This window comes from Lysinibacillus sp. NPDC098008, assembly GCF_044760715.1.
Taxonomy (GTDB): domain Bacteria; phylum Bacillota; class Bacilli; order Bacillales_A; family Planococcaceae; genus Lysinibacillus.
In genome coordinates this window covers 1-12,861 of record NZ_JBIWBA010000021.1, presented here as the reverse complement: position 1 = coordinate 12,861, position 12,861 = coordinate 1, and the positions used below count along the sequence as shown (strand labels likewise).

The following is a 12,861-nucleotide window of genomic DNA, read 5'->3' as shown; positions in this document are numbered from 1 at the left end:
AAACGCCTCCTTAATACAAAGTTGGATTATACGGACTAGTTTTGGCACTGTCAACCCGAAAGTATTTCTCAGAAAATTGACTTCTGTGTTTTTGCCAACCACAAACCCAGTATTGGAGGCATTTAAGCTAGTTACTTGTCAATCCCAAAAAAATTTTTCGCATTGGTCGTTGTGGCTTGTGCAATTTCCTCGATTGTCAACTCTTTCAAACGGGCAATTTCCTCTGCAACTAGCGGCACAAAAGCAGGCTCATTACGCTTACCGCGATATGGATGTGGCGCTAAATATGGAGCATCTGTTTCAATCATCAAGTGCTCCAAAGGTATTTCGATTGCCACTTCCTTTGGTAAACGTGCATTTTTAAATGTTACTGGCCCACCAAGACTAATCATAAAATTCATAGCTATACATTCACGTGCTGTTTCTACACTCCCGCTAAAGCAGTGCATAACACCTCCAACAGATGCTGCATTTTCTTCACGTAAAATTTGAACAACATCCCCTGTTGCATCCCTGTTATGAATAATGATTGGCAAATTAATCTTTTGCGCTAATTGAATTTGTTTGCGGAAAAGTGCTTGCTGAACATCCTTTGGGGATTTATCCCAATAGTAGTCCAAGCCAGTTTCACCAATACCAACTATTTTTGGATGTGATGCTAATTGTTCAATCCACTCTAAATCTTCTTGCGTACAATCAATGGCATCTACTGGGTGCCAGCCAATAACACCATAAATAAAATCATACTGCTCAATCAATTGCATTGTTCTTTCTATGGTTTTACGGTCAAAACCAATGACAACCATTTTTTCTACTTTTGCTTCAAGAGCTCTATCAATCACCTCTTGAAGGTCTTCATCATACTGATCTGCATTTAAGTGTACATGAGTATCTATAAACATTTTCATTCACCTAACCTTGATTTTATTAAAATTTATTATTTCATATTTTTCATAAGTATTACATTTTTGTTACAAACCATTTGTTATTATGACATTACACTTAAGGTTTAGCACCTATATTAGTTCTATATACCTATAAAATTATAGATTTCACAACAAATAAGTTATCTCAAAATAATAAATCCACCAATTTCCTCGCAGATTTGAAAAGCCTGCTGAATGTTTTTTATTCAGCAGGCTTTTTTTTACATTATTACTTTACTTTTGCGCCATTTTCAAGTTTTTGGTCTACTGATGCTAATTTTAAAATTCCATCTTTTTCACCAGCTAAAATCATTCCTTGAGATAATTCCCCTCGAAGTTTAACTGGTTTTAAATTAGCTACAACAACCACCTTTTGACCAATAAGTTCATCAGGAGAATAGAATTTCGCAATCCCTGATACTACTTGGCGTTGCTCGTATCCTAAATCAAGTTGAAGCTTTAATAATTTATCTGCTTTTGGAACAGGCTCACATGCTATAACAGTTGCTACGCGCAAATCAATTTTCATAAAATCATCGATAGTAATTTCAGGGATTTCTGGAATCTCCCTATCCTTTGAAGTCTTTTTAACTTCTTCCTCTTGAGGTGTCTTTACAGAACCACGCATTTCCTCACGAATATAGGCAATTTCAACTTCGCTCTCTAAACGAGGGAAAATAGGTATGCCTTTTTCTACCACTTTAATGTTTGTTGGAATAGTATTGCCGAATGTTTCAATTGTATCCCATGCTAAGAATTTGTCATCAAGTCCTAATTGATCGATGATACGTTTTGGTGTAGCTGTCATAAATGGTTGTAACATGACAGCAATGTGGTGTAAGCTTTCCGCCAAATTTCGCATAACCGAGCCTAGTTTTGGTTTATCAGCCTCTTCTTTTGCTAATACCCAAGGCTGTGTTTCATCTATATATTTATTTGTTCGTGATACAAGCGTCCATAAATCAGCCAGTACGACACTAAATTGCATTTTTTCCATACTTTCTTCATATTTAATACGTACCGACTTTGCTTGCTCTTGTAATGCTGCATCAAATTCTGTCGGTTCAAGATTTTCTGTAGGAATCACACCATCGAAATACTTATTAATCATTGAGATAGTACGGTTTAATAAATTCCCTAAATCATTAGCAAGGTCAAAATTTGTACGCTCAATAAATGATTCTGGTGAAAATACGCCATCAGCGCCAAATGGTAATTCGCGTAAAAGGAAATAACGTGTCGCATCTAGTCCATATCGCTCAATTAGCATTTCAGGATAAATAACATTACCCTTCGATTTAGACATTTTCCCATCTTTCATCATAATAAAACCATGTGCAAATACTTTTTTCGGTAATGGTAAATCTAATGCCATTAAGAAAATTGGCCAATAAATCGTATGGAAGCGCACAATATCTTTTCCTACCACATGCACATCTGCTGGCCAATATTTGTTGAATAATGTTTCATCCTCTGAAAGATAGCCTAAAGATGTAATATAGTTTGTTAAAGCATCCACCCATACATAAATAACATGCTTTGGATCACCAGGTACTTTAATTCCCCAATCAAAGGATGTTCTTGATACAGATAGGTCTTCTAATCCTGGTTTAATGAAATTATTAATCATTTCATTTTTTCGAGATTCTGGCTCAATAAATTCAAGATTCTCTTCATAATAAGCCAATAAACGATCTGCGTATTTCTTCATATTAAAGAAGTACGACTCTTCTTTTACTTTGTGTACAGGACGACCACAGTCTGGGCAATTCCCATCAACGAGTTGCGTTTCAGTAAAGAACGATTCACATGGCGTACAATACCAGCCCTCATATTCGCCTTTATAAATATCACCATTGTCTAAAAACTTTTGAAAAATCTTTTCGACAGCTTTTGTATGTCTTTCTTGTGTTGTTTGAATAAAGTCATCATACGAAATATCCATTAAAGCCCAAAGCTTTTTCGCAGCATCTGCAATTTCATTTACATATTCTTGAGGATGTTTCCCCGCTTCAGCCGCTTTTTCTTGAATTTTTTGCCCATGCTCGTCCATACCTGTTAAAAAACGAACATCATAGCCGCGTAAACGTTTATAGCGTGCCATTGTATCAGATGCTACCGTTGTATATGCCGTACCAATATGAAATTTCCCACTTGGATAGTAAATAGGTGTTGTTATATAAAATGTTTTATGTTGTTCACTCACAAGAACTGCCTCCATTGTTTTACAATATACTCTCTATTCTAACGAAGTACGAAATTCGTTTCAATGAAAGTTTATCAATTGCGAAAATTGTCGAATAATATATTTAATCCATTAAATGACTTAAATAAGAATCCTTTTTACTAGTCAAAAAAATATTTAATAAAAACCTTTTAAAATAAGTAAAAATCATGCATTCTCCTTAAAAAATTTTTTAGAAATCATAATATTAGTGTATTAATTAATTGACGTTTATGGCATTACTTGGTATGATAACTATCAGACAAAGAAAAAATGTCGAAATTTGACGAAATACCAATATAACATTTATAAATTAGGAGGAAAACTATTATGAAATCAACAGGAATTGTACGTAAAGTCGATGAGTTAGGTCGTGTAGTAATTCCTATCGAGTTACGCCGTACGCTAGGTATTGCCGAAAAGGATGCTTTGGAAATCTATGTGGATGATGATAAAATCATCTTAAAAAAATATATGCCTAATATGACATGTGCTGTTACTGGTGAAGTTTCAGATGATAACCTTCGTCTAGTTGGAGGCAAATTAATTTTAAGTCCAGAAGGCGCTGAAATGTTAGTAAAAGAAATTCAATCTAACTTAAAAAAATAATCATTTTACACCTAAATCAAATCAGTGGTTTAGGTGTTTTTCTCTTTTGCTTCATTCTATAGAGAATACTACGATATATTTTAATATACCCATATGACAAACTACTTATAATGACCTTTGTATACAAAAGTAAAGAGCTACCTATATAGGCAACTCTTTACTGTTAGTTACTATGATACTCATTGTAAATATCTCGTTTTGCCACTTGTCGCAGTTTTGCCACTTCTTTAATTGCTTCCTTCGATGTACTATTGGATTGATGCATCAAATAATCAACATGTTCAATAACAGACATTAAATGCCAGTAGGCTTCTTCCTGACTTTCCTCTTCAGCATTGCTATTTCCTTCTAAAACAATACAAAATTCGCCCCGTATCTCCTCTGTTTGAACCCATTCTACAGCTTCAGCCAATGTACCACGTAAAAATTCTTCAAATTTCTTTGTAAGTTCGCGTGCTAACACAATGCGACGATTGCCAAGAATCGCTTCCATATCCTTTAATGTATCTTTTAAGCGATGTGGCGCTTCATATAATAAAATGGTTTCCTGGCGTTTTTTTAACTGCTCTAATTGCTGACGTCGCTCTTTTTTTCCTCTATTTAAAAAGCCATAAAAGAAAAATGGCTGTGGCGTTAATCCAGAGGCGATTAATGCAGAAAGTGCTGCATTTGGACCCGGTATTGGTACAACGGGGAAATTTTGAGCAATCGCTTTTTCAACAATATCTGCACCTGGATCAGAAATACATGGTAAGCCTGCATCACTCACCAATGCTATTGTTTTTCCTTCCTGTAGCAAGGCTAATAATTTTTCCCCTCCTACTGCTAAATTATGTTCATGGTAGCTTATTAATGGTGTTTCGATTTCAAAGTAGTTACACAGCTTCTTTGTATTTCTAGTATCTTCAGCAGCGATAATATCAGCTTCTTTTAATATGCGAAGTGCACGTACACTCATATCCTCTAGATTACCAATAGGTGTTCCTACTAGGTATAAACAACCTGTCTGATCGTGTATTGTACTTTTCTGTGATTTCATCATTCACCCCTCCTTATATAATTCATTTTTTGTGCTCTTGTTAATTGCTTAAAAGCATATTCAGCACGCATGGCCTCCTGCTTTGTTGCAAATGCTTCCTTATAAATACATTTTACTGGTCCTCTAGCTCTTGTATATTTTGCCCCTTTACCAGCGTTATGTACAGCTACACGCTTCTCAACATTATTTGAATAGCCTGCGTACAAAGATTGATCAGCACATTCTAACACATAGAAATAATGACTATTGCTCTTTTCCATAAAGAATTTCTCTCACTTCAGCTGTATATTCATTATCCTCATTATAGACATACAAAGGTGGTAATATTTTTAAATCCGGCTTCCCATCCTTGATTCCTTCTATTAATAATGTATTAGCTTCTTTTCCTTTTTTCGGGTACACAAGCTGCATACGTTTTGGCTCCAAACGATTAGCACGCATGGCTGTCACAATATCTAATAAGCGACCAGGCCGATGAACAAATGCTGCCTTTCCACCTTGCTTTAACAATTTACTCGTCGATTGGATTGCCTCTTCTAATGTTAAATATAATTCATGACGGGCAATAGCATAATGTTCACTTAAATTTTTATCACTTGCCTCGTGCGCTAAGAAATAAGGTGGATTACAAGTAACAACATCAAATTTTTCAATGCCTAGCTGCTTTGGTACTTCCTTTACATCACCAAGCACCATGTGAATTTGATCCTCTAGCTTGTTATAGCTAATACTTCTCTCTGCCATATCAAATAAACGCGGCTGAATTTCCACCCCTATAATTTGTCCTTTTGTACGTGCACTTAAAAAGAGTGGAATAACACCATTTCCTGAGCATAAATCAACAATCTTTCCCTTATGATACGGGATAGTGACAAATTTCGAAAGCAACACTGCATCTAATGAAAACGAAAAAACAGAGGGACTTTGAATAATACGTAAATTCTCAGCCAGTAAATAATCTAAACGTTCATCATCCTTTAGCCATTTTTCCAAGCATACTCCTCCTACTCTACAAAATAAAAGACTGATACCACCGTAGTGGGAATCAGCCTTCTGTTACGCATTTTGTTTATTTAAAAATGATAGACAAAACAGACAATCTTCACCTTTACGTGAACTTCCAAAATGAACATGGCAAACGTGGAAGCCTTCTTGGTATAAACGTGCTAGGTTATCATACCCCTCACCAATATCTAGTGGACTCTCTTTCTTTACTTCAGCAGCTTGTACGGAGTTTGTGTTAGAAAGTAGTTCTTCTAGTCGTGTACGAAGATGATGATTTTCTGTTTCAAGCGCCTTATGCTCTTCCATCATTAACGCTACAAATTGTTTCAATGCACCAAATTGCTCCTGCATTGCTTCGAGCTGTTGTTCGAACTCCATAACAGTATCTAAGAAATTACGGTCCTTCACCCAAGCCACCTCGTTAAATTCTCTATCTTATATAAGATTTTTTTCGCATGCTAGCAGTTCTTCTAGTGTATACTCCACTGTGCGCTCTTGCTCCTGTAAATATACTTGAATAAGTCTTTCCAGCACATTTAAACCTATAACTTTTCCACGACCATCTGGTGTCATTGTAATTTCACCAATATCTGGCATGCCCTCTTTTGCTTCTTCATATTCATCATTTTCATACTTTAAGCAGCACATTAAACGACCGCAAAGACCTGATATTTTTGAAGGATTTAATGATAAGTTTTGATCTTTCGCCATTTTAATAGAAACAGGATCAAAATCGCCTAAAAATGTAGAACAGCAAAGCATTCGGCCACATGGACCAATGCCTCCTAATAGCTTTGCTTCATCACGCACACCAATTTGACGAAGTTCAATACGTGTTCTAAAAACAGAAGCTAAATCTTTTACAAGATCCCTAAAATCAACTCGTCCTTCAGCCGTAAAGTAAAAAATAATTTTATTACGATCAAATGTATATTCAACATCTACGAGCTTCATCTCTAGCTTATGCTCAATAATTTTCATACTAGCTAGTTCAAATGCACGCTTTGATTCTGCTGCATTTTCCTCAACCTGTATACGATCACGCTCATCCGCTGGGCGAAGCACTTGTTTAAGTGGTAATACAACATCATTATCACCTACCACTTTTTGAGGAACAACTACTTTACCATACTCTATGCCGCGAGCGGTTTCAACAATCACATACTGACTGTCCTCTAGTGGAAATGATGCTGGGTCAAAATAATATATTTTACCCGCCTTTTTAAAGCGGACTCCTACTACATTATACAAATGTATATCCCTCCTGCAGATTTAGCATTAACTGCTCCATCAATAACGTCCTATTCATGTTACGCTGTAATGATGCACGCGCCTGTAAAATAGCTTCCATTTGCTTAGATAATTTTTCATAAGTGGAATGTAAAGCGGCTTCTTTAAATAGCGGTAACATGTCTGGATAAGTACAAGCTGCTTCGGGATTAGCTTTTATTGACACTATATCACGGTAAGCAAATAGTAATAAATCCAATGCTTGCTCCATCTCGCCCTTTTCTTTAAAATGTGGCAACCACTCATCATATACAATAAGCATTGCTTCATGTACATTTTGCTGAATGGCGTCTACTAATTTTAACACTTTTTTTCGAGCAAGTGCAAATTGCTCATTATTTGCTAAAGTTAGAGCCATTTCGAGCTCATTTGTCATCATGCTCACTGTTGAAGCCATTGCATAAGAAATATTGTTGTCCTGCAAATGCTTTAATAAAACATGACGTGGCAATTTTTGAAATTTAATATGCTGACAGCGTGATCGGATAGTTGGAAGAATGGACTGCATTTGCTCTGTTAATAAAATAGCAGTGACCTCTCCATCTGGCTCCTCTAAAAATTTAAGTATCATATTAGCAGAGGCTACATTAAGGCGGTCTGCATGATGAAGCACATAAATTTTACGCCCTTCCTCAACACCCATCATCTTCATTTCTCCAATTAATTCCCGCATTTGATCAATTTTTATAAACTGACCTTCTGGATAAATTTGATGAACATTCGGATGATTTCCCGAATCCACACGTCTGCAATTTCGACATGTTTCACATGGAACATTGTTAGTTGGTTGCTCACATAGCATTAATTTGACAAAAAAGTGCATAATATCAGCCTTGCCTGTCCCTTTTTCACCGTCAAAAATATATGCGTGTGCTAATCTATTTTTGTCAAAAATCGTTTGAAGTTGCTTCATTACGACTGGTTGTAGCGTGAATAGCTCTTCAACATTCTTGCTCATATAGTAAATTCCTTCCTGTATCTATACCTAAAGTGTTATCACTTTTGTCTAGAAACATTGCAGTGCTGCAAATCAATACTTGAAAAAAGCCCGCGCCTATCTTAACAATGAGACACGGGTTTTACATATATAAATTAATTAGTAAGCCTTTAATCTCACCGATTTTATCGAGCAGGTCAATCGCTTCCTTTTCCTCATCTAAAATATCCTGAGCAAGTTCCACTAGACGCGCATCAATCGTGTCAATAATTTTTAGGCGTCTTCCCTCACCAAAGCGATTCCATGTATGTGATTGCTTCAACTCCATACCATGCTCTACCGTTTCTTGGAGAAAGCGTTTTACAAGCATTTTAAACCTAGCAAGCTCTCGTAAATTACGTGATCTTGCAACACGATCACCCGCAGTAGAAATATCGCCTAGTAAACGTGTTAATTGCTCTGTTTCCAGCTTCGACCCTTGCTTAACAACCAGATCTCCAAATCGGTTATTTTGATTATTATTTTGTAGTGGCTCTTTATGACTGGTATTTACCCCAACACGTATATCTTGATTAATTTTCAAGTTGGATTCGCCCCACCATCTGTATCAATTTCTCCTTAGCATAATTGCGTCAGGATTATAAAGTAGGCTGAAGGCTTTGCAGCAATCAGCCTCATATTCAAATCTTTACTACCTTAAAAATGATGGAATTGTTCAATTGGTAAAACAAAAACAGTGGCTCCTCCCACCTCTACCTCTACTGGATAAGGGATATAGGAGTCAGCATTCCCACCTAATGGAGAAACTGGTGCAACCATTTGCTCTCGTGCTCGACAATTGTCCCGAATTATATCTAATAGTTTGGGTATGAGAGAGTCTTCAGTTCCTATAAGAAACGTCGTATTTCCAGAACGTAAAAATCCTCCTGTGCTCGCTAATTTAGTTGCACGAAACTGATTTTTCGTTAAAGCATTCGATAACCGGCCGCTATCCTGATCTTGTACTACAGCTACGACTAACTTCATTCGCACTCACCCCTTTTATAAAATTCATCTAAATCGACTTTATCTAAACATGTTGACATAGATATAATAATGGATAATATCATTATATCACAATTTTGAAGACAACTTCATGCATTTACTGCATTGCTTCTAATAATAATGACCATACATCTTCAATAACATCCTCAATAGCTTGCTCTGCATTCACCACACGTATACGCTCTGGATACTGCTCCACAAGTTGTAAATAGCCTTCACGTACCTTTTGATGAAATGCTAAACTTTCAACATCTAAACGATTTACCTCACGACTGCCAGTTGCATGAATACGTGCTAAGCCAACCTCTGGTGCAAGATCAAATAAAATTGTTACATCAGGTAGCTTCTTACCGATTGCAAACTCATTAATGGCAAGCACCTCATTAATGCCTATCCCTCTTGCATAACCTTGATAAGCTAATGATGAATCAATAAAGCGATCACATATTACCAGCTTTCCAGCATCTAAAGCAGGACGAACTTTTTCAAAATAGTGCTGACTTCTTGCTGCCGCATATAGCAATGCTTCTGTTCGCTCATCCATAGCCGTATGTGCAGGATTTAAAATAATCGTTCTTATTTTTTCTGCAATTTCAATGCCACCTGGTTCTCTTGTTGCTAACACATCAATATTTGCCTGTGCAAGTCGCTCTGTTATTTTTTCAATAATGGTTGTTTTACCAGCACCCTCTGGACCTTCAAATGTAATAAATAAATTGCTATTCATGCTGTTTTGCCTCCAACTATTTAATGACCTGAATCATTTTCTCTGTTAAACGTTGTTGCCCCTGAAATGTAGCACCTACTGCTAGTAATTCCTCTAACTGGCTCAGCTTTGCCACCGTTATTTTCTCCCCAGGAACAAGTAATGGAATACCCGGCGGATATGGAATGACCATACTTGCTGCAATTCGCCCAATTGTACGCATATAAGGTAACCACTCTTTAGTTAATGAGGCAATCTCATTAAATGTATACACAGGCTCAGTAATTGGTGTAAACTGATAGGCTGTTTGCCAAGCTGCTTTATTAGTTGTTTTTGCTGTATCAACAAGCATCGTGACAGCATCCTTTATGCGCACGCGAATTTCTGCAAATGGATAGTTATGCCCTTGCTTTAGCAAAGGGAGCATCAGTAACACCTGATGTGCATCAGCCAGCTCTCCATAAACATGCTGCTTCTCCAATGCTTGCTGTAATTGAAAACCACTATAGCCATCAACACGTAGCAACAATTTAAGAGGGTCATCTACCTCAATAACTTCTAATGAACCAATTGATCGTAACGCTTCAATCCATTGATTTCTTTTTTCTATTATATATGCCCCATCACTCTCTAGATATGTCTGTACATAGTGACGTGCATCATCTAATGAAGCTAATAATAGATAGGATGGACTGCTAGATTGCAGCATGCGTAAATAATAATGGATCCGATCCGCATCGATGAATTGTGAGTTAACATGCATAAAGGATGCCATTGTCATAGCAGGTAATGTTTTATGTGCCGATTGTACAACAACATCAGCCCCAAGCGATAAAGCAGATGGCTGAAATAAAGTACAAGCATTGAAATGTGCACCATGTGCCTCATCCACCAATACAGGAATTCCTTTTTCATGACAATAAGCAATTTGCTGTTGTATATCAGGTGAAGCCACCCCATAATAAGTAGGATATGTTAGGATAACTGCTTTCGCCTCTGCATAGCGCTCAATGACTTCCTTTAAATTTCTATAACTAACATATGTAGCTGTTAATGTGCGCTCGTCCCATTGTGGTGACACAAATATAGGCTTTGCACCAACAAGCTCAATCGCATGAAAAATAGATTTATGCGCATTGCGTTGCACAATAATTGTATCCCCTGCCTGACAAGTTGCATAAATCATTGCTAAATTACCAACCGTAGAGCCCCCAACTAAAAAGAAGCTCTTCATGGCTCCATATGTCTTTGCCAATAAATTTTCTGCTTCGAATATCATTTCCTCAGGGTAATGTAAATCATCCAACCCTGATAATTCCGTGACATCATAACGCATCACATCTTTAAATGCCTGTGGAAGCTGGGATAACTCACCATGCTTATGCCCTGGCACATGAAAAGAAATATTTTGTTGTTGTCGAAAATGCTCTAATCCTTCTACAATTGGCCTTTTCTTTTGCAAACCAAACACCTATTTTCGTTATATTCTTCTTTATAATTATACGAGATTATAACGCGATAACAAAGCTCTCCCTTCTCTATTCAATAAATCATCTAATCATAAAAGGGGATAATGCGTTTTAAAGGAGTTGCTACAGTGGTATTTGACGTTGTTTAATTTCTCGGATTCACTTGACTTTGATAAACATTGCATTCGTGCATTTGCAGTGGAAAACCGCTTATACCCAATAAATAAAATGATAGCATAACAAGGTTTCTAGGAATATTTATAGAATGCTAATATATAATTAGTTCATAAAAAGATAGCGTGACGAAAAAGAGGAGAATAAATTTGAAAAAAATTTTATTAATAGTAGGCTTGTTATTATTAGGGGCGTGTTCAAACAATGAAGTTAAATATGATGGAACACCTTTAAAAATTGCTGTTGTTGGTGATATTCCTGAATTAAATAACGAAAAAATTCATTTCGAACCAATTACATTAGATGAATTTAGTGAAGGTACATTGAATTTTGATGCTGTTATGATAACACCAATGATGTTTGAAGAAGCATCAGATGATAGATTTGCTCAAGTTTATGATAATTCTAAAATACCTATTATTTTTTTGGATTCAACCAAACGTCATTTTCCATTTACAAGAGAAGGGATTACCTATGAAACCGCTCATTGGGAATCATTAAATAACGGTTCCCATACAACAATTTATTTACCTAACAACAATGCAAATAGAGAAGATACTTGGTATTTCTATTTAAAAGATGAAAAAGAATTAGATATTCTTTACAAAGAGATTTTTCAAAAGATTGAAACGTTATAAAGGTAGATTTTTTATGTATAAACTAGCGCATTCAAAAATTTTTGAATACGCTTTTAGCTGGAGGAAAACAACAATCAAATTAAACTGGGCCTTTTACAAAAGGCATCGAGCTATAATTTATTATAGTTGGCTTATTAAATAAAATCATTACTTTGCTGCTTTAATAGCCATTTCTTTTACTAATTGCTCAACTAATTGTGGTACAAACTTTTCTAACACTGGGTTCATTATTCCTGCTAAAAAACCGCTAGCCTTCATTGTTAAGCTGCCAATCAGCTGGCATGAATGATTTTCATTTTCTTTGATTTCAAATGATCCATCACCATTTATCGGATCTGATAAGCCTACTATGTCAAATAGGACCTGATATGGTTGTGATGGTTTCACCTTAAGCTCTACTTTTACCGCCTTTTGAATAAGGCCAAAGTCGCCTTGAAAGACCCATATCATATCTTGATCATTAGGAAATTCATGATGCAAATAACCCGGTATTAAAACTGCCCATTCCTCTTTATTTTGAATAAATTCCTGTAGTTTTTCTTGTTCAATATAAATTTCCTCACGATATTCCCCAGTTGCCAATTTATTTCTCCCCTCTCTATGTTCATGTCATTCCATTAAAGTCTAACATTTCATAGGTTTATAAATAAATATGGTTTTGTTTTTTATAATAGATACGCAAAAAAAGCAGTCAGCTAAACGCTAACTGCTTTTCTATATAGATTGCCTAGCGATGTCCTACTCTCACAGGGGGAAGCCCCCAACTACCATCGGCGCGAAAGAGCTTAACTTCCGTGTTC

Annotated in this window: 15 protein-coding genes and 1 rRNA gene; 2 read left to right on the top strand and 14 right to left on the bottom strand. The window is 36.2% G+C overall.

Annotated features, from left to right (window positions below):
* Window positions 1-131 precede the first annotated feature (131 nt).
* The gene (locus ACIQVU_RS15840) at window positions 132-902 is read right to left on the bottom strand and encodes a TatD family hydrolase (RefSeq protein ID WP_340803770.1); all 771 of its coding nucleotides are present in this window, start codon (window positions 900-902) and stop codon (window positions 132-134) included.
* A 253-nt stretch (window positions 903-1,155) separates the two neighbouring features.
* The gene (metG, locus tag ACIQVU_RS15835) at window positions 1,156-3,132 is read right to left on the bottom strand and encodes a methionine--tRNA ligase (RefSeq protein WP_340803768.1); all 1,977 of its coding nucleotides are present in this window, start codon (window positions 3,130-3,132) and stop codon (window positions 1,156-1,158) included.
* A gap of 348 nt (window positions 3,133-3,480) precedes the next feature.
* Between metG and ACIQVU_RS15830 the strand changes: the two genes are divergently transcribed.
* Window positions 3,481-3,759, top strand: a complete 279-nt coding sequence (locus ACIQVU_RS15830) for a transition state genes transcriptional regulator AbrB (protein WP_340803767.1) — start codon at window positions 3,481-3,483, stop codon at window positions 3,757-3,759.
* Between the two features lie 163 nt (window positions 3,760-3,922).
* On the opposite strand, the gene rsmI is transcribed toward ACIQVU_RS15830, so the two are convergent.
* The 10 genes from rsmI to ACIQVU_RS15780 form a co-directional block, all read right to left on the bottom strand.
* On the bottom strand, window positions 3,923-4,798 hold the full coding sequence (gene rsmI / locus ACIQVU_RS15825; RefSeq protein ID WP_340808498.1) for a 16S rRNA (cytidine(1402)-2'-O)-methyltransferase: 876 nt from the start codon (window positions 4,796-4,798) through the stop codon (window positions 3,923-3,925).
* A complete protein-coding gene (locus tag ACIQVU_RS15820) occupies window positions 4,798-5,058 on the bottom strand; it encodes a GIY-YIG nuclease family protein (protein ID WP_340803766.1) in 261 nt (86 codons plus the stop codon). Before ACIQVU_RS15820 ends, rsmI begins: the two co-directional genes overlap by 1 nt.
* Window positions 5,042-5,791 (bottom strand): tRNA1(Val) (adenine(37)-N6)-methyltransferase, encoded by a 750-nt coding sequence (locus ACIQVU_RS15815; protein ID WP_340803765.1) that lies wholly within the window; start codon window positions 5,789-5,791, stop codon window positions 5,042-5,044. The genes ACIQVU_RS15820 and ACIQVU_RS15815 overlap by 17 nt, the downstream gene beginning before the upstream one ends.
* A gap of 63 nt (window positions 5,792-5,854) precedes the next feature.
* Window positions 5,855-6,211 carry a DNA replication initiation control protein YabA gene (gene yabA, locus ACIQVU_RS15810; RefSeq protein ID WP_274795146.1) on the bottom strand — a complete coding sequence of 119 codons (357 nt, stop codon included), beginning with the start codon at window positions 6,209-6,211 and terminating at the stop codon, window positions 5,855-5,857.
* Window positions 6,212-6,238: 27 nt separating this feature from the next.
* Window positions 6,239-7,054 (bottom strand): PSP1 domain-containing protein, encoded by an 816-nt coding sequence (locus ACIQVU_RS15805; RefSeq protein WP_340803763.1) that lies wholly within the window; start codon window positions 7,052-7,054, stop codon window positions 6,239-6,241.
* Entirely contained in the window at window positions 7,047-8,051 is a 1,005-nt protein-coding gene (gene holB, locus ACIQVU_RS15800) for a DNA polymerase III subunit delta' (protein ID WP_402896271.1), read from the bottom strand. Before holB ends, ACIQVU_RS15805 begins: the two co-directional genes overlap by 8 nt.
* Before the next feature lie 121 nt (window positions 8,052-8,172).
* Complete coding sequence (locus ACIQVU_RS15795) at window positions 8,173-8,613, bottom strand: YaaR family protein (protein WP_340803760.1); 441 nt, start codon at window positions 8,611-8,613, stop codon at window positions 8,173-8,175.
* 113 nt (window positions 8,614-8,726) lie between these two features.
* A complete protein-coding gene (locus tag ACIQVU_RS15790; RefSeq protein WP_340803759.1) occupies window positions 8,727-9,056 on the bottom strand; it encodes a cyclic-di-AMP receptor in 330 nt (109 codons plus the stop codon).
* A 115-nt stretch (window positions 9,057-9,171) separates the two neighbouring features.
* Window positions 9,172-9,801 carry a dTMP kinase gene (gene tmk / locus ACIQVU_RS15785; RefSeq protein ID WP_340803758.1) on the bottom strand — a complete coding sequence of 210 codons (630 nt, stop codon included), beginning with the start codon at window positions 9,799-9,801 and terminating at the stop codon, window positions 9,172-9,174.
* 16 nt (window positions 9,802-9,817) lie between these two features.
* A complete protein-coding gene (locus ACIQVU_RS15780; protein ID WP_483869651.1) occupies window positions 9,818-11,242 on the bottom strand; it encodes an aminotransferase class I/II-fold pyridoxal phosphate-dependent enzyme in 1,425 nt (474 codons plus the stop codon).
* Window positions 11,243-11,572: 330 nt separating this feature from the next.
* Here ACIQVU_RS15780 and ACIQVU_RS15775 point away from each other — a divergent pair, with 330 nt between their 5' ends.
* Window positions 11,573-12,061: an amino acid oxidase gene (locus ACIQVU_RS15775; RefSeq protein WP_340803756.1), complete on the top strand. Its 489-nt coding sequence runs from the start codon at window positions 11,573-11,575 to the stop codon at window positions 12,059-12,061.
* Between the two features lie 147 nt (window positions 12,062-12,208).
* On the opposite strand, the gene ACIQVU_RS15770 is transcribed toward ACIQVU_RS15775, so the two are convergent.
* Both ACIQVU_RS15770 and rrf read right to left on the bottom strand, forming a co-directional pair.
* On the bottom strand, window positions 12,209-12,643 hold the full coding sequence (locus ACIQVU_RS15770) for an SRPBCC domain-containing protein (RefSeq protein ID WP_340803754.1): 435 nt from the start codon (window positions 12,641-12,643) through the stop codon (window positions 12,209-12,211).
* 143 nt (window positions 12,644-12,786) lie between these two features.
* Window positions 12,787-12,861: ribosomal RNA gene (gene rrf / locus ACIQVU_RS20265) — 5S ribosomal RNA — on the bottom strand; the annotation flags it as partial.